This is a genomic window from Nocardia africana NBRC 100379, from assembly GCF_001612635.1.
GTDB classification, from domain to species: domain Bacteria; phylum Actinomycetota; class Actinomycetes; order Mycobacteriales; family Mycobacteriaceae; genus Nocardia; species Nocardia africana.
Map to the genome: position 1 here is coordinate 90699 of NZ_BDAV01000014.1, position 20669 is coordinate 111367.

General features: G+C 67.5%; 20 protein-coding genes. 8 read left to right on the forward strand and 12 right to left on the reverse strand.

Annotated elements, in window-relative coordinates; translation table 11 throughout:
- Positions 1-6: 6 nt before the first annotated feature.
- The 3 genes from NA3_RS25255 to NA3_RS25265 form a co-directional block, all read right to left on the reverse strand.
- Entirely contained in the window at positions 7-459 is a 453-nt protein-coding gene (locus tag NA3_RS25255) for a universal stress protein (protein WP_062966149.1), read from the reverse strand.
- A 437-nt stretch (positions 460-896) separates the two neighbouring features.
- Positions 897-1313: a DoxX family protein gene (locus NA3_RS25260; RefSeq protein ID WP_062966150.1), complete on the reverse strand. Its 417-nt coding sequence runs from the start codon at positions 1311-1313 to the stop codon at positions 897-899.
- A 104-nt stretch (positions 1314-1417) separates the two neighbouring features.
- The gene (locus tag NA3_RS25265) at positions 1418-2323 is read right to left on the reverse strand and encodes an AraC family transcriptional regulator (RefSeq protein ID WP_227995294.1); all 906 of its coding nucleotides are present in this window, start codon (positions 2321-2323) and stop codon (positions 1418-1420) included.
- A 76-nt stretch (positions 2324-2399) separates the two neighbouring features.
- Between NA3_RS25265 and NA3_RS25270 the strand changes: the two genes are divergently transcribed.
- Positions 2400-2870, forward strand: a complete 471-nt coding sequence (locus NA3_RS25270; protein ID WP_062966151.1) for a VOC family protein — start codon at positions 2400-2402, stop codon at positions 2868-2870.
- A gap of 71 nt (positions 2871-2941) precedes the next feature.
- Here NA3_RS25270 and uvrB read toward each other — a convergent pair whose 3' ends face one another.
- Entirely contained in the window at positions 2942-5125 is a 2184-nt protein-coding gene (uvrB, locus tag NA3_RS25275; RefSeq protein WP_062966152.1) for an excinuclease ABC subunit UvrB, read from the reverse strand.
- A 617-nt stretch (positions 5126-5742) separates the two neighbouring features.
- On the opposite strand from uvrB, the gene NA3_RS25280 reads away from it, so the two are divergent.
- The 3 genes from NA3_RS25280 to NA3_RS25290 all read left to right on the forward strand — a co-directional run bounded on the left by NA3_RS25280 (position 5743) and on the right by NA3_RS25290 (position 8008).
- Positions 5743-6306 carry a DUF402 domain-containing protein gene (locus NA3_RS25280; protein ID WP_084491882.1) on the forward strand — a complete coding sequence of 188 codons (564 nt, stop codon included), beginning with the start codon at positions 5743-5745 and terminating at the stop codon, positions 6304-6306.
- An 86-nt stretch (positions 6307-6392) separates the two neighbouring features.
- Positions 6393-6917, forward strand: coding sequence for a ribonuclease FAU-1 family protein (locus tag NA3_RS25285; RefSeq protein WP_062966153.1), 525 nt, complete (start codon positions 6393-6395; stop codon positions 6915-6917).
- A 128-nt stretch (positions 6918-7045) separates the two neighbouring features.
- Positions 7046-8008 carry an aldo/keto reductase gene (locus tag NA3_RS25290; RefSeq protein ID WP_062966154.1) on the forward strand — a complete coding sequence of 321 codons (963 nt, stop codon included), beginning with the start codon at positions 7046-7048 and terminating at the stop codon, positions 8006-8008.
- Positions 8009-8071: 63 nt separating this feature from the next.
- On the opposite strand, the gene coaE is transcribed toward NA3_RS25290, so the two are convergent.
- Positions 8072-9268 (reverse strand): dephospho-CoA kinase, encoded by a 1197-nt coding sequence (gene coaE, locus NA3_RS25295; RefSeq protein ID WP_062966342.1) that lies wholly within the window; start codon positions 9266-9268, stop codon positions 8072-8074.
- Between the two features lie 290 nt (positions 9269-9558).
- On the opposite strand from coaE, the gene NA3_RS37145 reads away from it, so the two are divergent.
- Complete coding sequence (locus tag NA3_RS37145) at positions 9559-9765, forward strand: hypothetical protein (protein WP_128145175.1); 207 nt, start codon at positions 9559-9561, stop codon at positions 9763-9765.
- 54 nt (positions 9766-9819) lie between these two features.
- Here the strand turns inward: NA3_RS37145 and NA3_RS25300 are convergent, their stop codons facing one another.
- Positions 9820-11349 carry a phospholipase C gene (locus NA3_RS25300; RefSeq protein ID WP_062966155.1) on the reverse strand — a complete coding sequence of 510 codons (1530 nt, stop codon included), beginning with the start codon at positions 11347-11349 and terminating at the stop codon, positions 9820-9822.
- Positions 11350-11570: 221 nt separating this feature from the next.
- The gene (gene rpsA / locus NA3_RS25305) at positions 11571-13040 is read right to left on the reverse strand and encodes a 30S ribosomal protein S1 (protein ID WP_039777576.1); all 1470 of its coding nucleotides are present in this window, start codon (positions 13038-13040) and stop codon (positions 11571-11573) included.
- 475 nt (positions 13041-13515) lie between these two features.
- Here rpsA and NA3_RS25310 point away from each other — a divergent pair, with 475 nt between their 5' ends.
- Complete coding sequence (locus NA3_RS25310) at positions 13516-14397, forward strand: class I SAM-dependent methyltransferase (RefSeq protein WP_062966156.1); 882 nt, start codon at positions 13516-13518, stop codon at positions 14395-14397.
- On the opposite strand, the gene NA3_RS25315 is transcribed toward NA3_RS25310, so the two are convergent.
- From NA3_RS25315 to NA3_RS25330, 4 genes are all read right to left on the reverse strand, one after another.
- Positions 14372-15175 (reverse strand): hypothetical protein, encoded by an 804-nt coding sequence (locus NA3_RS25315; protein ID WP_063917743.1) that lies wholly within the window; start codon positions 15173-15175, stop codon positions 14372-14374. The genes NA3_RS25310 and NA3_RS25315 overlap by 26 nt on opposite strands.
- Before the next feature lie 109 nt (positions 15176-15284).
- Complete coding sequence (locus NA3_RS25320) at positions 15285-15464, reverse strand: type II toxin-antitoxin system antitoxin (RefSeq protein WP_030514608.1); 180 nt, start codon at positions 15462-15464, stop codon at positions 15285-15287.
- A complete protein-coding gene (locus NA3_RS25325; protein ID WP_062966157.1) occupies positions 15464-16402 on the reverse strand; it encodes an SPFH domain-containing protein in 939 nt (312 codons plus the stop codon). Before NA3_RS25325 ends, NA3_RS25320 begins: the two co-directional genes overlap by 1 nt.
- An 82-nt stretch (positions 16403-16484) precedes the next feature.
- The gene (locus NA3_RS25330) at positions 16485-17849 is read right to left on the reverse strand and encodes an FAD-binding oxidoreductase (RefSeq protein WP_062966158.1); all 1365 of its coding nucleotides are present in this window, start codon (positions 17847-17849) and stop codon (positions 16485-16487) included.
- A gap of 71 nt (positions 17850-17920) precedes the next feature.
- Here NA3_RS25330 and NA3_RS25335 point away from each other — a divergent pair, with 71 nt between their 5' ends.
- Positions 17921-18832, forward strand: coding sequence for a LysR family transcriptional regulator (locus NA3_RS25335; RefSeq protein WP_062966159.1), 912 nt, complete (start codon positions 17921-17923; stop codon positions 18830-18832).
- A gap of 3 nt (positions 18833-18835) precedes the next feature.
- On the opposite strand, the gene NA3_RS25340 is transcribed toward NA3_RS25335, so the two are convergent.
- Positions 18836-19729, reverse strand: coding sequence for a LysR family transcriptional regulator (locus tag NA3_RS25340; protein WP_062966160.1), 894 nt, complete (start codon positions 19727-19729; stop codon positions 18836-18838).
- 90 nt (positions 19730-19819) lie between these two features.
- On the opposite strand from NA3_RS25340, the gene NA3_RS25345 reads away from it, so the two are divergent.
- Positions 19820-20662, forward strand: a complete 843-nt coding sequence (locus NA3_RS25345; RefSeq protein WP_062966161.1) for an oxidoreductase — start codon at positions 19820-19822, stop codon at positions 20660-20662.
- Positions 20663-20669: the final 7 nt, after the last annotated feature.

Consider the following 20669-nt stretch of genomic DNA (forward strand, 5'->3'; position numbering starts at 1 on the left):
CGAAGGTCAGCGGACGGTGTGCACGATCAGGACGTCGCTGCGCGACTTGCGGGCGACATCGGAGGGCACCGAGCCGAGCAGGCGCCCGGCCAGGGTGTTGAGGCCGCGGTTACCGACGACCAGCAGATCGGCCTCCACCTCCTTGACCAGATTCAGCAGCGACTCGACGGGTTCGCCGACGACGGCCCGCTCCACGACGTTGGTCGCGCCGGCGGCGACGGCCTTGTCCCGCGCGACCCGCAGGATCTCGTTGGTGGGGGCCGAGCCGCGCACCTGGTAGGCCTCGTCCTTGAGGACATCGGCCGCAGCGGCCACATCGCGGTCGTCGGTCGGGTAGTACGCGCATGCGACGTACAGGGTGGCGCCCGCGTCGCCGGCCAGCGCGGCAGCCTTCTCGACAGCGACATACGACGAATCCGAGCCATCGGTACCGACGACAATGGACCGGTAGGCGGTCATCTTTCCTCCAAACGTACAAGTGGGCGGATGCCTGCGCGCAATTCCGGAGCAGAAACCCGCGCGGGGCAACTGCGCTAGACCATAACCGTTATCGTGCCGGAATCATCGACAATCGCAATACATCACATCGGTGCGCCCCGCGATCCTCAGACCACATTGGCCGCCCGGATGGCCACGCGACCCGTCTCACCAGCGCGGATCCCGACCGCGGCCACCTCTCGCTGCGACCGTCGTCGCAGTGGCGAACCCGCTTGTGGCCCTGGGATTTTCGTCACAGATGGGCATTCCCCAATTGCGCGGACCGCGATTGCGCGGAGGCACAGACGCCACCCCGGCGGGATCGTGAGAACTCACAATTCGCGGCGGCGGGAAACCGTTCCGGCGCTTACCGGATATGTGAGGCGATAAACGAAAAGCGGAATGCGGCCGTTCCGCGATCACCCGAGGTGGAATAGCGGCCCGGTGATTGTGGCGCCGAGATCGTCGACATGAGCGAAGAAGGCGAACAGCATGAGCGACGCACCGGCCAATGCCAGATCCTTGTTGAAATGAATCATCTCGCCCTGTTTGGCCTGAGCATCGGATTCCTTCCAGAAGGGATGCATGAGAAATGCGGTCGGCAGCAGGAATACGAACAGCAGCAGCGACCCCAGATCTGCCCACACCCCGAGGAGCACGCTCAAGGCCCCGAGCAGCAGGACGACCCCCGAACCCAGCACCGCCCCCTTCGCCATCGGAACACCCTTGCTGCGGGCGTAGCCGGTCATCGCATCGGCCTGGGTGAGATGCCCGATCGCCGAACTCGCGAACAATATGACGAACAGAATGCGCCCGATCAGCACCAGAACACTCATCGCCAACTCCTCTGTCGGCCGGCGGCACCGCCGCCGGGCTGGTAGTACAGCATTCAACTACTTATGTGTTCGGTTATTCCCGGAACCGGTTCGGCCGAAACGAATCAGCGATCCGGCGCCGAGTCCCGCGGTGACGCGTGGTGTGACAGTAGCGACGCGCGCGCGTATTCCAGCGGCGCCATTCCGATCTCGTTCGCGAATTCGCGACTGAAATGGGCCTGGTCGAAATAGCCGAGTTCCAGGGCCAGGGTCGCCAGATCGTCGGTGCGGCCCTGTGCCAGCAGTTGTGCGCCGTCCTGCAGGCGGTAGCGGCGCAGCACCCACTTCGGGCCCGCTCCGACGTAGCGGCGGAACAGGCGTTGCAGGGTGCGAATCGGGATATCGAAACGGGCGGTGACCTGGTCGACGCGGGTCAGGTCGGGATCGCCCTCCATCGCGGCGATGATTCGCAGCACCAGCCGGTAATTGTCGTCGGGCGTACGGCGGCGCGCGGCACGGGCGAAGTAGGCGTCGACGATGTCGCGGCGCTCGTCGGCGCTGCCGGCCGCCAGCACGCGTTCGGTCAGGCCCGCGGCCTCGGGCAACACCCCGGTCAGTTCGATCGCGGTATCGCGCAGCGCTCCCACATCGATCCCGGTGAAGGCGCCGAAGCCGCCGGGACGGAACTTCGCCGCGAAGGTCTCGCCCTCCCCCACCAGTTCGCGGACGAATTTGCCGGTGGACACGCCGTTGACGAACCCGCCGGTGCGGGTGGCGGACCGCTCGAAGCTGACGTTGATCGAGGGAAAGGGCAGCACCTGCGCCCGATAGGGCGGCCGGCCGCGCAGATCCCAGGAGACCGACCAATACCATTCGACGAATTCGGCGGTCTGCGGACCGGCCGGCAACCGGATCAGCCGGCGGTGGCGCGCCTGCTCACGGGGATGCAGGATGCCCTTCGTCACTTCCGGCGGAGGAACCGGAACCGGATGCAGCGCAGCGCCTTTCGCGCGCGCGTCAGCGGCCGGCACGGCCCGTCTCCCGTCGCGGACGAGACTGTCGCTTTCTTACAAGATCTCCTCCCCGCGATGGCCGAGAGTTGTTCCTATGAGCAACGACGTCAATCCCATTCCCGAGGGTTACCACTCCATCAACTGCTTCCTGGCCGTACCCGACGGCAACAAGGCCATCGAGTTCTACTCCGCGGTCTTCGGCGCGAAGGTGCTCAGCCGCAACGACCTTCCCGACGGGCAACCGGCGCACGCCGAACTGTCGATCGGCGATTCCACCATCCAGATGGGTATGCCCATCCCCGAACACGGGGTGCGCGCACCCGAATCGGACTGGGTGCACACCAGCATCGTGCACTACTGCCCCGATGTCGACGCGGTCGTCGCCCGCGCCGCCGAACACGGCGCCGCCCGGGTCGAGGAGCCGCAGACGTTCGTCACCGGCGACCGCTACGGGCTGGTGATGGATCCGTTCGGACATCGCTGGGTGGTCATGACCCGGGTCGAGGACGTCTCGCGCGAGGAGGGCGAGCGCCGGGTCAACGAGTGGATGGCCACGCAGAGCTGACGCGGGCCGCGCGGGTGCCCCGGTCCGGCCGGGGCACCGCCGCGTATGCGGGAACGATGCTGTGCGGGAACTCATTTCAGCCCGGCGGCGTCCATACCCCGCAACTCCTTCTTCAGGTCGGCGATCTCGTCACGCAATCGCCCGGCCAGCTCGAACTGCAATTCGCGGGCGGCGTTCATCATCTGATCGGTCAGCTGGGCCACCAGATCCGCCAGTTCCGCGCGCGGCATATTCGCGACATCGCGGCCCTCGTACACACCGGCGCTCACCGCGCGGCCGGGTTCACCCTGGGCGCGGCGTCCGCGGCTGGCATTGCGCCCGGATCCGCCGATCTCGACCTCGGTCTCGTCGGCCTCGCGATAGACCTGATCGAGGATGTCGGCGATCTTCTTGCGCAGCGGTTTCGGATCGATGCCGTTGGCCTCGTTGTAGGCGATCTGCTTGGCCCGCCGGCGTTCGGTCTCGTCGATGGCCTGGCGCATCGAATCGGTCATCTTGTCGGCGTACATGTGCACTTCGCCGGAGACGTTGCGCGCGGCGCGCCCGATCGTCTGGATGAGGCTGGTGGCGCTGCGCAGGAAGCCTTCCTTGTCGGCGTCCAGGATCGCGACCAGCGACACCTCGGGCAGGTCGAGGCCCTCACGCAGCAGGTTGATGCCGACCAGCACGTCGTATTCGCCCAGCCGCAGCTGGCGCAGTAGTTCGACGCGGCGCAGCGTGTCGATCTCCGAATGCAGGTAGCGCACCCGCACACCCATGCCCAGCAGATAGTCGGTGAGATCCTCGGCCATCTTCTTGGTCAAGGTGGTGACGAGTACGCGTTCGTCACGTTCGGTGCGGGTGCGGATCTCGTGCACCAGATCGTCGATCTGGCCCTTGGTCGGTTTGACCACGACCTGCGGGTCGACCAGACCGGTCGGGCGAATCACCTGTTCGACGAACTCACCGCCGGTACTGCCCAGCTCGTACGGGCCGGGCGTCGCCGACATGTACACGGTCTGGCCGATCCGCTCGGCGAACTCCTCCCAGGTGAGCGGGCGGTTGTCGACCGCCGAGGGCAGCCGGAAACCGTATTCGACGAGGTTGCGCTTGCGCGACATATCGCCTTCGTACATGCCGCCGATCTGCGGGACGGTCACGTGCGACTCGTCGATGATCAGCAGGAAGTCCTCCGGGAAGTAGTCCAGCAGCGTCGCCGGCGCCGAACCCGCCGGACGGCCGTCGATATGGCGCGAATAGTTCTCGATACCGGAGCAGAAGCCGACCTGCCGGATCATCTCCAGGTCGTATTGGGTGCGCATGCGCAGCCGTTGCGCCTCGAGCAGTTTGCCCTGCCGCTCCAGTTCCGCCAGCCGCTGTTCGAGTTCGGTCTCGATATCGGCGACCGCGCGCTCCATCCGCTCCGGTCCGGCCACGTAATGGGTGGCCGGGAAGATGCGCAGGGTGTCGACCTGACGCACCACATCTCCGGTGAGCGGATGCAGGTAGTACAGCGCCTCGATCTCGTCGCCGAAGAATTCGATCCGGACCGCGAGCTCCTCGTAGGAGGGAATGATCTCGACGGTGTCACCGCGCACCCGGAACGAACCGCGGGTGAAGGCCATGTCGTTGCGCGTGTACTGGACGTCGACCAGCAGGCGCAGCAGCCGGTCGCGTTCGACCTCGGTGCCGACCTCGAGCTGCACCGAGCGGTCCAGATAGGACTGCGGGGTACCCAGGCCGTAGATGCACGAGACCGAGGCGACCACCACGACATCACGCCGCGAGAGCAGGCTCGAGGTCGCCGAATGGCGCAGCCGCTCCACGTCGTCGTTGATCGAGGAGTCCTTCTCGATATAGGTGTCGGTCTGCGCGATGTAGGCCTCGGGTTGGTAGTAGTCGTAGTAGGAGACGAAGTACTCCACCGCGTTGTGCGGCAGCATCTCGCGCAGTTCGTTGGCCAGCTGGGCGGCCAGGGTCTTGTTCGGCGCCATGACCAGGGTCGGGCGCTGCACCCGCTCGATCAGCCAGGCCGCGGTGGCCGACTTGCCGGTGCCGGTGGCGCCGAGCAGCACCACGTCCTTCTCACCGCCACGCAACCGCCGCTCCAGCTCCGCGATGGCGGCGGGCTGGTCACCGGCGGGCCGATGCTCGCTGACGACCTCGAACCGCCCGTCGGAGCGTTCGATCGCCCCGATCGGCCGGAATTCCGAATGCGCCAGCGGCTGCCCGCCGGGTGCGTCCGAATCCGCGGGGATCTCCGTTGCGAAAGCCATGGTCACCAGGGTAAGCCGCGGCACCGACAAGTTCCGGCGCGGTGACCGCGGGCACAGCCACACCCTCGGTGATCATTGTCGGCCACGGCCGGATATCGGCGGCAACGGGCCACCGCCGCACTGCTCGGACACCGTCCGGCCGGCGCTACCGACTACACAATTCCCCGCCGACCCGTCCGGACATTTCCAACAATTCGAAATGCGCGGCTATCTTTCGGCGACCGCGGGCCGAAAACACTATCCTGCACAATAATTCGCCCATTCACCCACCGGGCGTCCACACTCCCGCCCGCGCGGCCGAAGCGCCGCCGCCGACCATCGCGGCAGGGCTGACCCACGGTTTGCCAGAGCGGTCGGAGCATTGTTCCGGCAACCGAACGCGCAAGCAGTGAATCAACCGACCAGATGCCCGAAATGTCCGGTAGCACAAGGCGCCTCGATGATCATGGCACGGCCGAATCCGCCCGAATCCGTGTCGTTTTCACCCCGCCCGAGGGGGTTGCCCGGGTGTACGCTGATCCGGTCGGAAGTCGAGAAGGGCAAGTGTTATGGCCGGTTTCCTCGCTGAACGTGTCACCCGGACTCTGCGCACTGCCGCGCCCAATGGAGTCAGCCCAATGCCGTCGAATCGCAACATTCCGGGCCGAAAAGCACCGATTCCGGTGCCACCAACGGGTACGGCACACAGACCGCACGTCGAATATTTCGACATCGCCGATCTCACCAGAACCGATTCCCGCGGTTTCGTCCATTCGGTCGACAGTTATCACGCCGAGCCGTGGGGACTGTATCTGGTCCGGGCTGCCGATACCCCGCCCTACCGCTACACCGAGACGTGGCTGCTGCCCAGGCAATCGATCCGCGTCACCATGCACCATGTCAACGCGGCGCACGATCGCGATCCGATCTACCACATCTATTTCGGCACCTTCGCCAAGATCGAGCCGAAGCGCTGGCGCGCCGAGTACCACTACATCGACATCGTCGCCCGCAACGGCCACGTCTGCCAGCTGCACGGGGTCGACGAACTGTTCGCCGCGCACGCGGCCGGCTACGTGTCGGCTGAGACGGCTCAGCAGGCGTTCGAGCACGCCACGGCGGTCGTCGACGGTATCGCGTCGCACGATCACAACTTCGAACGCTGGCTCGCCACCCAGGGCATCACACTGCACTGGCTGTAATCGCATCACCGCCCGCTCGCGCCGATGATCATCCGAATCGCGGCGCGAGCGGGTGTTGTGCGGGCCCCCGGCGGTAGATTCGGGGCATGACGCAGGGGCATGTGGTCGATCTGCATCGGCCGAAGATCGAGTACTTCGACCTCGCCGGGTCCACCAACACCGATCCGAAGGGCTTCGTGCGGCCGGTCGAGACGTATCGGACCGAACCCTGGGGGCTCTACATGGCCCGCACCGCCGATCATCCGGAATTCCACTACCTCGAATCCTGGCTGCTGCCGGAGCTGTCGCTGCGCGCCACCGTTTTCCACTTCCGCCCCACGCACCTGCGCGACCAGGACTTCTACCTCGATATCGGCGATTTCGCCGCGGCGGGACCGCAGATGTGGAGGTCGGTCGACCACTACCTCGACATCGTGGTCCGCACCGGCCGCGAGGCGCTCCTGCTCGATGTCGACGAGCTCCTGGCCGCCCACGCCGCCGGCTATCTGAGTGCGTCCGAGGCACAGCAGGCGATCGAGGCCGCCACCACCGCCATCGACGGAATCGCCTCGCACGGACACGATTTCGAAGCCTGGCTGCGCTCCCGAGGTATCACCCTCGGCTGGCGGTGAGACCCGGCGCCGAGCCCGGTGCGGCAGATGTGGGAACGAGTCGGGCTGCGCCGAACTCTTCTCGGTGGTGGGTCCCCGCCACTAGGGTCCAGCAAGTCGATCACGTCCCCTCGAGAACCGGGAGAGCCATGGGTGAGTCGTCGTCGTTGCGTCGTGTCGGGAATTCGGGGCTCGCGGTCTCGGTCGTCGGGCTGGGCACCAACAATTTCGGGATGAAGCTCGATTTCGAGCAGAGCAGGGCGGTGCTGCACGCCGCGCTCGACCACGGCATCACTCTGATCGATACCGCCGACTCCTACGGGGAATCGGAACGGCGAATCGGCGAGATCCTGCAGGGCAGACGTGACGATGTCGTGATCGCGACCAAGTTCGGCAACGATGTGCGCCGCCTCGGCGGAGACAACGGCGAGGACTGGGGGGCGCGTGGCTCACGCCGCTACATCCGCCGCGCGGTCGAACAGTCGCTACGCCGGCTGCGCACGGACTGGATCGACCTCTACCAGCTTCATCGCCCGGATCCGGCGACACCGATCGAGGAGACGCTGTCCGCGCTGGACGATCTCGTTCACGAGGGCAAGATCCGGTACCTGGGCCATTCGAACTTCACCGGATGGGAGACCGCCGACGCCGAATGGACCGCACGCACCCGCAATCTCGAGCGGTTCATCAGCGCGCAGAACGAATACAGCCTGCTGCAGCGCGGAATCGAGGCCGATCTGGTGCCGGCGCTCGAGCACTACGGGATCGGTCTGCTCCCCTACTTCCCCCTGGCGAGCGGTCTGCTCACCGGCAAGTACAAACGCGGTGCGCCCGCGCCCGAAGGCAGCAGAATTCAGGCGTGGGGCCGGGAATCCGCCCTCACGGACGCGGCTTTCGACATCGTGGAACAGCTGGAGGATTTCGCGGCGCAACGATCGATCACCCTGCTCGATGTCGCCATCGGCGGTCTCGCCGCGCAGCCCGCGGTGAGTTCGGTGATTGCCGGCGCAACCTCACCCGAGCAGGTGGAGGCCAATGTGAGGGCCGGGCAGTGGCAGCCCACCGCCGAGGACCTCGCGGAGATCGACCGGATCACCTCCGCATCGCACTGACAGCGGAGCGGGCGCCCGGCGGAATGCCCTCGGCCGGTGCGCCCGATCGCGGCAGAGCCTGCGTCAACCGCGGGGGACCCGCTCGTAGACCTTGTCGAACCAGGGCTCTTTCACCGACAGATAAACCTCGACGGCCTCGTCGCCCACCGTGCCCGCCGCCTCCGCCTCCCCGCGGCGCTTGATCTCCAGGTACTCGGCACGGGCGTCGGCGTCGGCGCGTAACCAGTCGCGGAAGTCCAGGGCGAACCGCTGCCCCGGCGAACCGTCCACGCGCACATGGATATTGGCGAGCCGCCCGGGGTCGGCATTGCCGTGCAGACGTTTCGCCCACAGCCCGGCGTCGGTGCCCGCGGGGTCCTGCGGCGTGGGTTTGGGGTTGTCGCCGGTGACGGAGACGATCGGGGGAAAACCCGCGGCGGCCAACCGATCTCGCAGCGCATCGGCCGTCGCGAGGTCGGCCACCGTGATCTGGATGTCGATCACATCCTTGGCGGGCAGCCCGAGTACGGCGGTGGAACCGATGTGATCGATGCGGCGCGCATCGCCGCCGCAGGCAAGCCACAGCCGGCCGATCAACCGCTGCGCCTGCGCCGGCCACTGCGGATCCGGCTCGACCACGCGCACCGCCTCGGTCGAGCGCGCCGGAGTCCCGGTGCGCACATTGCGTTCGAACGGCACCAGCCGCTGCTCCCACAGCGCCCGCACCTGCGGCGCCAGCGCCTCGGCATCGGAGTTGTTGTCCAACAGGACATCCGCGGCCGCACGCCGCTGGTCGTCATCGGCCTGTGCCTTGATCCGCGCCAGCGCGTCCGCGCGGCTCACACCGCGGAACTGCTCGAGCCGGTGCACGCGAGTCTTCTCGTCGGCCATCACCACCACGACGAGATTCATCATCGCGCCGAGGTTGTTCTCGACCAGAAGCGGAACATCCTGCACCACAATGGCGTCCGCCGGCGCGGCGGCGATCAGTTCGGTCGTGCGCCGGCCGACCAGCGGATGGGTGATCGAGTTCAGCGTCGTGCGCGACTGCTCGTCCGCGAAGGCCACCGCCGCGAGCGCGGGGCGGTTCAAACTGCCGTCCTCGGCCAGAATTTCCGGGCCGAACGCCGCGACGAGTGCGGCGAGGCCCTCGGTGCCGGGTTCGACGACCTCGCGGGCGATGGCGTCACTGTCGACCAGAACAGCCCCGTGTTCCACCAGCAGCCGCGCGACCGTCGACTTACCCGCTCCCATGCCTCCGGTGAGACCGATACGCAACATTTCCTCAGTCTCGCATCCCGCCACCGCGGTGCCCGCCCGCACCCCGCCGCGAGGCGATAGAGCCGATTACCCATCGAGTGAATCCTTTTCACCTCGCCCACGCGGTATTACCCATTCCGTGACGCCGGTGATATCAATTCGCAACTTTTTCCGCGCGATACCGACCTGGGGTCGGCAACTTTCCGACACGCCGGGCTCGAAGTCACGCAAAATCCGCGACCCCACACTTTTGTTCCGCTACTGTTTCGCCGCGGGCGATCCAGGCCATCCGAGCTAGCGAAGGAAGATCATTGGGCACCACACACATCCAGTCGGGTCGCCACCGGCTGGGTATGGCAGGCACCGTGCACTGCATTCGGATTCCCGCCGTGGCGGCAGCACTGGCCGAACATCGCCGTTCGTGGTTGACCGCCCTACTCAGCCCGGCGCGGCACAGCTTCGCGGCCATGCGCAGCCGGGGCGGTGCCACCCGCTGGATTCCCGCCACGGCGAGCTGACCAGTACCTCGAACGTTCGGCGGCCCACCGCGGATGCGGTGGGCCGCCCGTTTTTCACACCAGGCCGCTCGGGCTCCGGCGCGAGCCCGCTTCCTGGCTCGGCATCGCATTCGGCGGCACCGGATAGGGAATTCCCTTACCGTCGGTACCGAGCGCGATATTCGGCCCGCATTGCGCGAGCGCGGCATCCGATTTCGGTTTCGGATCGGTAATTCGGGGCGGCACCGAATCGGGCGTGGAACCGAAATCGAATGCCGAGGTCATATCGCCGGTGACGCTGCGGCGCCAGGCGGTCACATTCGGCACCTCGACACCGAATCGGCGTTCCAGCAAACGCAATTGCGAGGTGTGGTCGAAGGTTTGCGAGGCGACCAGCCCGCCCCGCGAATAGGGCGAGATGACGAAGCACGGGACGCGGTAACCCAATCCGATCGGTCCCGCGACGCCCTTGGCCGCCGGTACCCGGCCGAGATCCACCGACAGGTACTCCCCCGGCGTGCCGGGCGGCGGGGTGGGAGGGGTGACATGATCGAAGAAGCCGCCGTTCTCGTCGTAGCTCACGATGAGCGCGGTCTTCTCCCACACCTTCGGATTGGAGGTGAGGATGTCGAGCACCTGCATGATGCCCACCGCGCCCAATGCCGGTGGCAGCGCGGGATGTTCGCAGTTGAACAGCGGCGGGATCACCCACGACACCGAGGGAAGCCGGTCGGCGGCCACGTCCGCGGCGAAATCCTGCGGATACACCGGGGCCTTGCCGCGTTGGGCGAGTTCGGAATTCGGGTCCGCGGCCTGCTTGAAGCAGCCCATCATGCCGTCGAGGATCACCGACGAGATCGGGCCGATATCGCGGTTGTTGTAGATCTTCCAGTCGACGCCGGCCTCGGACAGGTTCTCCGGGTAGGTGCGCCAGCTGTAGGCATTCTGCGGGATCAGCGTCGGCGTCTCCACCAGTGGCCCGCCTGCCAGACCGTCGGGGTCGATGGTCGCGGAGATCCAGTACAGGCGGTTCGGGTCGGTCGGGCCGAGTACCGAGCAATGGTAGTGGTCGCAGAGGGTGAACGCGTCGGCCAGCTCGTGGTGAACCGGAATGTCGGCGCGGGTGTAATACCCCATGGCCGCCGGACCGTTGGCAGCGCCGACGCCGGCCACCGACATCGGCATCCAGCGGTCGTTGCGGCCGCCGTTCCACGCCTCGTGCATACCGGCCCAGGAATGATCGGGATCGTTGATGCATTCGCCGTCGAGGGTCGCCCCGCGGGTCGTGTCGAGCCGGAACGGGACGATGAACCCGTCGGCGGTGGGCCCGACGCCGGGTGCGTAGCCGTACTGCTTCCACGCCGGCGAGGCGTCGTCGAAACCTCGTACCCCGGACAGGGTTCCGAAGTAGTGGTCGAACGAGCGGTTCTCCTGCATGAGCAGAACGAAATGCTCGATGTCACCGAGCCCGCCCATTCCCGCCGGGTCGGCCGCGTGCGCACGCTCGATGATCGGGTTCGCCCACGCGGCCAGCGCCCCGGCCCCACCGGCCGCCATGGCCTTCGCGAGAAAATCACGCCTCTTGATGCCGTCGAACAGACCCATGCCGGTGCCGAGACCTTCCGCGTCGGTGAAAACAACAGTGCCGGATGACAAGACCGCGCCAGCCGGCAAGACCGTGCCGGCTGACAGAGGCCAGTGGCAGATCCTTGCCGACAATAGTGGACCGGCGGTATCGACGCGGTGACGACGGGCTGAATGGGCAGCCCGGAAACGGGCGAAGGCCCCGGTCCATCGAACCGGGGCCTTCGTTTCAGCTCAGCGAATTACGCGTTGCCGGACAGCTTCTCACGCAGCGCGGCGAGCTGCGCGTCGCTGGCCAGCGAACCGCCGGCCGGCTCGGAGGAGCTGGAGGACGAGCTCTGCGCGCCGCTCTCGGAGGAGTAGTTACCGGAGGCACCACCGTTGGCCGCCTCGGCGGCGGCGTCGGCCGCCATCTTCTCCATCTGAGCGGTGTGCATCTTGTGGCGACGCTCGGCCTCGGCGTAGCGGCCTTCCCACTCTTCCCGCTGCTTGTCGAAGCCCTCGAGCCATTCGTTGGTCTCGGGGTCGAAGCCCTCGGGGAAGATGTAGTTGCCCTGCTCGTCGTAGCTGTCGGCCATGCCGTACTTCGACGGGTCGAACTCGGCGTGGTAGTCCTCGTTCGCCTGCTTCAGCGACAGCGAGATCCGGCGACGCTCCAGGTCGATGTCGATGACCTTGACCATCGCGTCGTCGCCCACGGCGACAACCTGGTCCGGCACCTCGACGTGACGCTCGGCCAGCTCGGAGATGTGTACCAGGCCCTCGATGCCCTCTTCGACGCGCACGAACGCACCGAACGGAACCAGCTTGGTGACCTTGCCGGGCACGATCTGGCCGATGGCGTGGGTGCGGGCGAACTGACGCCACGGGTCTTCCTGGGTGGCCTTGAGCGACAGCGAAACCCGCTCGCGGTCCAGGTCGACGTCGAGAACCTCGACGGTGACCTCCATGCCGACCTCGACGACCTCGGACGGGTGGTCGATGTGCTTCCAGGACAGCTCGGAGACGTGCACCAGACCGTCGACGCCGCCGAGATCGACGAATGCGCCGAAGTTGACGATCGAGGAGACGACGCCCTTGCGGACCTGGCCCTTCTGCAGCTGGTGCAGGAACTCGCTGCGAACCTCCGACTGGGTCTGCTCCAGCCAGGCGCGGCGGGACAGGACCACGTTGTTGCGGTTCTTGTCCAGCTCGATGATCTTGGCCTCGATCTCCTTGCCGACGTACGGCTGCAGATCGCGGACGCGGCGCATCTCGACCAGGGAGGCCGGGAGGAAGCCACGCAGGCCGATGTCCAGGATCAGACCACCCTTGACGACCTCGATGACGGTGCCCTTGACGGCCTCGTCCTTCTCCTTGAGCTCCTCGATGGTGCCCCACGCCCGCTCGTACTGAGCCCGCTTCTTCGACAGGATCAGGCGGCCTTCCTTGTCCTCCTTGGTGAGAACGAGGGCCTCGACCTCATCGCCCACGGAAACGACCTCGGCCGGATCGACATCGTGTTTGATGGACAGTTCGCGGGAAGGGATGACGCCTTCGGTCTTGTAACCGATGTCGAGCAGAACCTCGTCGCGGTCGACCTTGACGATCGTGCCTTCGACGATATCTCCGTCGTTGAAGTACTTGATCGTCTTGTCGATGGCGGCGAGGAAGTCCTCGGCGGAGCCGATGTCGTTGACGGCTACCTGCGGCGAGGTGACGGTGGTGGGCATATGTTGGGTTGCTCCGGACGGATTGTGGTCGGTAGTGGACATTGGAACTCTCGGTTTTGCTGTGAAGTCACAGCGGTGGAACTACGTTGACGGCCATGCACAGCACATCGCTGCGACACAGCACAACGCTGTACTCACTGCAGAAACTCACAGCACCGGCTGCTGAATCACAGCCCGCGGGCGACTTCCGAAATCCGTAACCCCTGCGCCCGGTACCGAGCGCTACAGTACCGACAGCGGCTACGCAAATGCCGAAGACACTCGCGGGAAACAGCGTACGCGACGTGAGTTACGCCAAGCAAACACGGGTCCCCGCCCGCACCATGATCATACGTCCGGCACCGAACACCGTTCCCGCACAGTGTGGTACCCGTCACGGCCGAGAAGTAATCACCCCGGTCACGCGCCTGTGCCGGCGGGACCGGAGACGGCGTCCGCGGAGGCGCGGACCGGGCCGTGCCATACGCTGCGAACCATGTCCGACGACCCGCATCCGGCCCTTCTCGACGACGAGCGCCACGCCCAGGCCAACGCCCTGCTCGGCACCGCGCGGGTGACCCGCACGACGGTCGGGTCGGCGGACAGCGAGCGCGCCAACCGGCGCTGGTGGGATGCCGATGCCGCGCAGTACCACGAGACCCACGCCGATTTCCTCGGCGTCGACTCCGAGGCCGGAGAATTCGTCTGGTGCCCGGAAGGGTTGCACGAGGGCGACTGGCATCTGCTGGGCGAGGTCGCCGGGCGGCGGGTCCTGGAGATCGGTTGCGGATCGGCGCCGTGTTCGCGCTGGCTGGCCGCCCAGGGCGCACATCCGGTCGGACTGGATCTGTCGCGGGCGATGCTCGACCGCGGACTCGCGGCCATGGCGCGCGGCGGACCGCGGGTGCCGCTGGTGCAGGCCGGTGCCGAGGCGCTGCCGTTCGCGGCCGAATCGTTCGATCTGGCCTGCTCGGCGTTCGGCGCGATTCCGTTCGTCGCCGATGCCGCCGCGGTCATGCGGGAGGTGGCCCGGGTGCTGCGGCCGGGCGGGCGCTGGGTGTTCTCGGTGAACCACCCCATGCGGTGGATCTTCCCCGACGATCCGGGCCCGGACGGCCTGCGCGCCGCGATCCCCTACTTCGACCGCACGCCCTACGTCGAGGTCGATGCCGACGACGAACCGATCTACGTCGAACATCACCGCACGATCGGCGATCGGGTCCGCGACATCGTCGGCGCGGGCCTGATCCTGCTCGACATCGTCGAACCCGAATGGCCGGAGTGGCTCGAGCGCGAATGGGGTCAGTGGAGCCCGTTGCGCGGTGAGATCTTCCCCGGCACAGCCATTTTCGTTACCGAGAAGCCGTCGCGGCGTTAGCCCGCGCGGCCCGCGGCAGCGGCGGCGGCGCCACCGTCGCCTTGCCGTCGGACACCGAGTTCTGCGCGGGAATGGGCGTGGTCTTGCCCGGATCGGGCTCGGCCACCGGCGGGGCGGGCGCGGCGGCGGGCTCCGCCTTACCGGTCTTGCCGGTCGGCCCCGCCTTGCCGGTCGGCGCGTCCGCACCGGCCGGCCCCGGGAACGGCGGCAGCGCCGCGAACCGGGGGTCGATGCGCGCGGTCCGGCTGACGTGGGTGATCCAGCGCCGCGCGCGGGTCAGCGGATGGTCCGGGAATTGCGGATCCCACCGCGCGTCGTCGGCGATGTTGTAGGGCAGCTTGCCCTTCACCTGGGGCGCGTACGGATGCGGCGGGAACATGTTCGCGAAGCCGACCTTCGGCACGACCGCGGCCTCCCGGACGCCGGAGCGGCCGGTTTCGGGACACATGATCTTCACGATCGCGCTGCATCCGGCCTTGGGCACGACGATTCCGGCGGTGAAGCCGAGTCCGCTCGCCTGATCGGCCAATGGGAACTTCTCCAGGCGCAGCAGGGCCGGCTGGGAATCCACGGTGATGGCATGTGCCTCGATCAGGCAGCCGAACTCGGCCTGCAGTTCGGTGAGGCAGCGGCGCAACGTGTCGATGTCGGACAGCGGGGCGGGTAAGTCCGGTACCAGATCGATATAGCTCAGCGTGATGATGTCACGGGTGGCCGGATTCCCCCACGTGGTCTGGTCAAGCTGCTGCAGTCCCCCGGTTTCGAACACGATTGGCACGCAACCACGCTACCCATCTGTGACATTTTCGCACTTCCTGGGGCGTTTTGTGTTCAACGTGTGACCACCTGGTAATAAATATCGGACGAAACGGGTGTCAGGTTTGTTTTCACTCGGGGGTCTCCCCGGATCGTCGCGGGGAGCGCCCCACCTGATCGAGCGCCATCCGCAGGGCGAACTCGATCTGAGCGTTGATGCTGCGCAGGTCGTCGGCCGCCCACTTGGCGATCGCCTCGTGGACGGCCGGATCGAGCCGGACGAGCACCTTCTTGGGCTCGCGCTTGGCCATCAGGAGTAGAGGGTTCCGGTGTTGACGACGGGCTGAGCGGAGCGGTCGCCACACAGCACCACCAGCAGATTCGACACCATCGAGGCCCGCCGCTCCTCGTCCAGGTCGACCATTCCCTCCTCGGTCAGCCGCTGCAGCGCCATGCCCACCATGCCGACCGCGCCCTCGACGATGCGGCTCCGCGCGGCCACCACCTGCGCGGCCTGCTGGCGGACCAGCATCGACTGGGCGATCTCCGGTGCGTACGCCAGGTGGGTGATCCGCGCTTCGAGGATCTCGATACCCGCGAGCGCGGTACGTTCGCGCAGTTCGGTGGTCAGTTCCCCGGCGACCTCGGCGCCGTTGCGCAGGCTGGTCGGGGCCGGGTCGTCGGCTCCGGTGAGAGCAGGCGTCGCCGCCACGGCCGCGGGCCGCACGTCGGGGGCGGCGTCGTAGGGGTGCACGGTGGCCAGGTGCCGGACCGCGGCCTCGGACTGGGTTTGCACGTACTCCTCGTAGTCGTCGACGGCGAAGGCGGATTTGAAGCTGTCGACGACCCGGTAGACCACCACCGCCGCGATCTCCACCGGATTGCCGTCGAAATCGTTGACCTTCAACTTCTGCGTTTCGAAATTGCGGACCCGCAAGGAGATTCGCCGTTTGGTGGTCAGCGGGAGGGCCCAGAAGAAGCCGGCGTCGGCGACCGATCCGACGTAGCGGCCGAAGAACTGCAGCACCTTGGCCTCGTTCGGGCCGACCGTGGTGAGCCCGGTCAGCAGGATCACCGCGACCGCGAGGATCACATATCCCGCAGCCGCGCCGATCGCCGCCCCGGCACCCCCGCCCGAACCGGCGGCGCTGGAGGCGGCGACCCCGCCGATCAGTCCGGCGGTGCCGACCACCAGCAGCACCAACAGCATCAAGAACCCGTTCAGCCGGAAAGCCGGACGCAGCGACATGACATCCTCCCAATATTGAAGTGATATCACGACGATAGCGCACGGATATCCCGGATGCCAAGGGGACGATCGCGGGAACCGGTCAGGCAGGCCGGATGTTGCGGTTGAAGCGAAACAGGTTGGCCGGGTCGTACTCCGACTTCAGCACCTGCAGCCGCGCATACGTCGGCGCCGCGTATCCGGCGCGGGTCTGGTTCTCGTCGGCCCAATCCCCGGCGCCGTAGAGGAAGTTCAGATTGTGGCCGATCGTCCACGGCGACAACGTCTTCGCGACCAGGTCGTGGAAGCCCCGCAGATCGGGGCCGTCCGGGGCCGGCATCGTGATGACGCGCGCGGTGTATTCGGCCTCCCGGTGATCCATCGCGATCCCCGCCGGACCCGGGCGGCGCAGCGCTCCCCCGAGATGCCGGAATCCCGCCACCGCCGCGACCGGCGCTTCGGGGCCGGTGGCGTCGAGGAAGGCCGAGGCCGCGTCCGCGGTCAGATCCGACAGCAGCGCGTTGGTGGCGGTGTAGGCGTGCGGGAAATTCGGGTCGCGGTAGATGCCGTGGGTCTCGCTGTAGGGCATGGTTCGCAGGTCGTCGGCGATCCGGGCGCCCACCTCACGCAGTGGCCGGACCAGCCGCTCGCCGTCGGCCGCCGCCCCGGTGAAGGCGATATTGACGGTCGCCAGATAGCGCCCGCGCAGGGGTTCCGGAATCGCCGGAACGTCGGGCATCGTCATCATGGTGATCGCCGAGGTCATCTCCTCGGGCACCTCGGCGGTCCACTGCCGCCACGCCTCGAGCGCGGGTTCCACCAGCGCGGTGTCGAAGGTGAGCTGTCCGCCGTAGACCTCGGTGATCGGGAACAGTTCGAGCTCCATGCCGGTGACCACACCGAAGTTGCCACCGGAACCCAGTGCGGCGCCGAACAATTCGTCGCCGGGAGTGAGGCGGCGCAGCCGCCCGTCGGCCGTCACCAACTCCAGGACGCGGACCCGGTCAGCGGCGTAGCCGAAGGTGCGCGCCAGAATTCCGAGCCCGCCACCCAGGTGATACCCGACCACGCCGACCGAGGGCGAGGAGCCGTTCAGCGGTGCCAGACCGTGCGCGACCGCGGCCGCGATCAGCGCCTCGGCCTGCACGCCGGCGGCCACCCAGGCGGTGCGGGCGCCCGGATCGACGCGCACCCGGGTCATCCGGCGCGTACTGATCAGCACACCGCCCGCGGCCGGCACCGAGAGGCCGTGCCCGGTCGCCTGCACCGCGACGGGCAGCCGGTGCCGGGCGGCGAATTCCACGGCCGCACGCACGTCCTCGGCGTGCACCGCGCCGACGACCAGATCGGGCCGGTGCGTGTAGGCGGTCTGGAAGCCGGAGACCTCGGCGGCGTAGCCGTCGTCCCCCGGGCGGAAAACGGGACCGGTGACGGTGGGCAGTTCGGCGGGGAAGTTCGAGTTCGTCATGTTCTGAACTCTGCCGTCGGCGGAATGAGAAGTAAAACAGATAGTTGTTCTCGATACTAGAATCAACAGTTATGGAACTGCGGCAGTTGCGCTACTTCGTCACCGTCGCCGAGGAGGCCAATTTCACCCGGGCGGCCCAGCGGCTGCATCTGGCCCAGCCCGGTCTCTCGGCACAGATCCGGCAGCTGGAACGAGAATTGGGCCAGCCGCTGCTGGACCGGTCGGGACGCACTGTGACACTGACCGCCGCCGGTGCGGCCGTGCTGCCGCACGCACGCGCGGCACTGGCAGCGGCACAACAGGTTTCCTTCACCGTCGACGAGTTCACCGGATTGTTGCGCGGACAGGTCCGCATCGGCCTGATCTCCGGGGCGGCGACCGAGGAATTCGATGTCGCAACGGTCCTGTCGGCCTTCCACCGGGATCATCCACAGGTCGGCATCACCCTTACCGAGGACACCACCGACCGCATGCTCGCCGCGCTGACCCGCGGTGAACTCGATATCGCCCTGGTGGGGCTGACCGGCGAGAAGCTCGACGAGCGCCTGGCCGCCGACATCGTCTTCGAGACGCGCCTGGCCGTGGCCGTGGCGCGCGACGACCACGAATTCGGGTCCCGGATCGCGCTGGCCGAGTTGCGCGAGCGCTCTCTGATCTGCCTGCCGCGCGGCACCGGGATCCGCGGCGTGCTCGAACGTTGCTGTGCCGCCGCGGGTTTCACTCCGACGATCGAGTTCGAGGCCGCCGCGCCGCCGCTGCTCGTGCAGCTGGCCGCCGGAGGGCTGGGCATCGCCGTGGTGCCGGCCCTCGGCGCTGCCCACGCCGAGGCCGCGGGAGTCCGGATGATCGAGATCACCGATCCGGCGATGTACGGACAGCTCGGCCTGGTCTGGCGGTCGGATCGCCCGGCGGCGCCGGCCGCGAAGGTACTACTCGGCCAGTTGCGGATCGCCCTGAGTCACCGCAAGCCGGCGCACCGCTGAGGCTCATCCAGCGCCCACCGCCGAGCGGCACGCCTCGACATATCCGTGGACGAGCGGGCGGGAGTCGCCGCGCCGCCACGCCAGCGCCAGCTCACTCGGGCCGATACCGCGTACTTCGCGGGCCACCACGCCCTCGTGCGCGATGAGCGGAACATTGCCCGCCGCGAGGAGCACCACGCCGTCACCGTTCAGCAGTGCCTCGTAGGTTTCCTCGGTGCTGGAGATCACCGCCCCGATGATCGGGGCGCGGCCGCCCCGCGCGTCGACGGCCAGCCAGTAGTCGCGCAACTCGGCCGCCGACTCCGGCAGCGCGAGGAACGGCTCATCGAGCAGGTCCGCGAAGTCGACCACCGACTGTGCTGCGAGAGGGTGGTTTTCGGGCAACGCCACCATGCGCGGTTCGCGTGCCACCACGATCCAGTCGTAGCGGTCCGGCTGGGCCAATGGCAGCCATACGAAGGCCACATCGGCGCTCGCATCGGCCAATCCGGCAGTCGGGTCGGACCAACCCAGTTGGCGCAGCGCGGGTTTCGCGTGCGGGAAGGCGGTCGCGAACCGGGACCGCACGGCCGGCAGCAAACCGCGCCCCGGGCTGGTACTGATCCCGATGGTCACGGTCGCATACTGGCCGGCCTTCGCCGCCTCCACCTCCGCACGCGCGATATCCCAGTCCGCCAGCAGCTTTCGCGCATGCGGCAGCAGCGTCCGGCCCACCGGGGTCAGGCGCACCGCCCGGCCGCGGCGATCGAACAGTGGCGCACCGATCCGCCGTTCCAGTGCGCGGATCTGCTTCGACAACGCGGGCTGGGAAATGAACAGGACCTCGGCCGCACGGGTGAAATTCAGCTCGTCGGCGACGGCGACGAAATACCGCAGATCACGTCCGTGCACATCCATAACCCATGGTTATAGCGAAAGGTCTTGGACTCCACCACTGGGGACAGGCGAAGATTTCTCTCGTACCCAGAACTACCGAGGAGAGTTTCCGTGAGCACAGGCAAGGTCTGGCTGATCACCGGCGCCAGTAGCGGATTCGGCCGTGCGATCGCCCAGGACGCGATCGACGCCGGCGATATCGTCGTCGCGGTCGCCCGTCGCACCGCCGCGCTGGACGATCTGGTCGCCGCCCACCCCGATCGCATCGAGGCCGTCGCGCTCGACGTGACCGACACCGCCCGCATCGACGCGGTGATCGCCGATGTGATCGCCCGCTACGGCCGCATCGACGTGCTGGTCAACAATGCCGGGCGCACCCAGGTCGGCGCGGTGGAGGAAACCACCGACCGGGAATTGCGGGACTTGTTCGACCTGCACGTATTCGGTCCCGCGGCTCTCACGCGCGCCGTCCTGCCGCAGATGCGCGCCCAGGGCAGCGGGGCGATCGTGATGATGAGCAGTGTGGGCGGCCAGATGTCGTTCGCCGGCTTCTCCGCGTACAGCGCGACCAAATTCGCGCTGGAGGGCTTGTCGGAGGCGCTGGCCGACGAGGTGGCGCCGTTCGGCATCCGGGTGCTCGTCGTGGAGCCGGGCGCCTTCCGCACCGGTCTGTTCGGTTCCGGCGCCGCCTATTTCAGCGCCGAATCCGACGTCTACGCCGACACCGCGGGCAAGACCCGCCGCATGATCGAGGGCGGCGACGGCACCCAGCCCGGCGACCCGGCCAAGGCCGCGGCCGCCATCCGCGCCGCACTCGAGGCCGAGCGCACCCCCCTGCGACTGCCGTTGGGCAGCGATTCGGTCGACACTCTGCTCGGCCACCTCGAATCCGTGCGTGCCGAGATCGGCGAGTGGGAAAAGGTCGCGCGCGCAACGGCCTTCGACGAGAACTGAGCCTCGT

Coding starts and splice junctions, on each gene's coding strand:
- NA3_RS25270 (WP_062966151.1), top strand. CDS start 2,400: ATGAGCAACGACGTCAATCCCATTCCCGAGGGTTACCACTCCATCAAC.
- NA3_RS25310 (WP_062966156.1), top strand. CDS start 13,516: ATGTCCGACGACCCGCATCCGGCCCTTCTCGACGACGAGCGCCACGCC.
- NA3_RS25300 (WP_062966155.1), bottom strand. CDS start 11,349: ATGGGTCTGTTCGACGGCATCAAGAGGCGTGATTTTCTCGCGAAGGCC.
- NA3_RS25320 (WP_030514608.1), bottom strand. CDS start 15,464: ATGGCCAAGCGCGAGCCCAAGAAGGTGCTCGTCCGGCTCGATCCGGCC.
- NA3_RS25260 (WP_062966150.1), bottom strand. CDS start 1,313: ATGAGTGTTCTGGTGCTGATCGGGCGCATTCTGTTCGTCATATTGTTC.
- NA3_RS25280 (WP_084491882.1), top strand. CDS start 5,743: ATGCCGTCGAATCGCAACATTCCGGGCCGAAAAGCACCGATTCCGGTG.
- NA3_RS25255 (WP_062966149.1), bottom strand. CDS start 459: ATGACCGCCTACCGGTCCATTGTCGTCGGTACCGATGGCTCGGATTCG.
- NA3_RS25285 (WP_062966153.1), top strand. CDS start 6,393: ATGACGCAGGGGCATGTGGTCGATCTGCATCGGCCGAAGATCGAGTAC.
- NA3_RS25335 (WP_062966159.1), top strand. CDS start 17,921: ATGGAACTGCGGCAGTTGCGCTACTTCGTCACCGTCGCCGAGGAGGCC.
- NA3_RS25290 (WP_062966154.1), top strand. CDS start 7,046: ATGGGTGAGTCGTCGTCGTTGCGTCGTGTCGGGAATTCGGGGCTCGCG.
- coaE (WP_062966342.1), bottom strand. CDS start 9,268: ATGTTGCGTATCGGTCTCACCGGAGGCATGGGAGCGGGTAAGTCGACG.
- NA3_RS25325 (WP_062966157.1), bottom strand. CDS start 16,402: ATGTCGCTGCGTCCGGCTTTCCGGCTGAACGGGTTCTTGATGCTGTTG.
- rpsA (WP_039777576.1), bottom strand. CDS start 13,040: ATGCCCACCACCGTCACCTCGCCGCAGGTAGCCGTCAACGACATCGGC.
- uvrB (WP_062966152.1), bottom strand. CDS start 5,125: ATGGCTTTCGCAACGGAGATCCCCGCGGATTCGGACGCACCCGGCGGG.
- NA3_RS25340 (WP_062966160.1), bottom strand. CDS start 19,729: ATGGATGTGCACGGACGTGATCTGCGGTATTTCGTCGCCGTCGCCGAC.
- NA3_RS25330 (WP_062966158.1), bottom strand. CDS start 17,849: ATGACGAACTCGAACTTCCCCGCCGAACTGCCCACCGTCACCGGTCCC.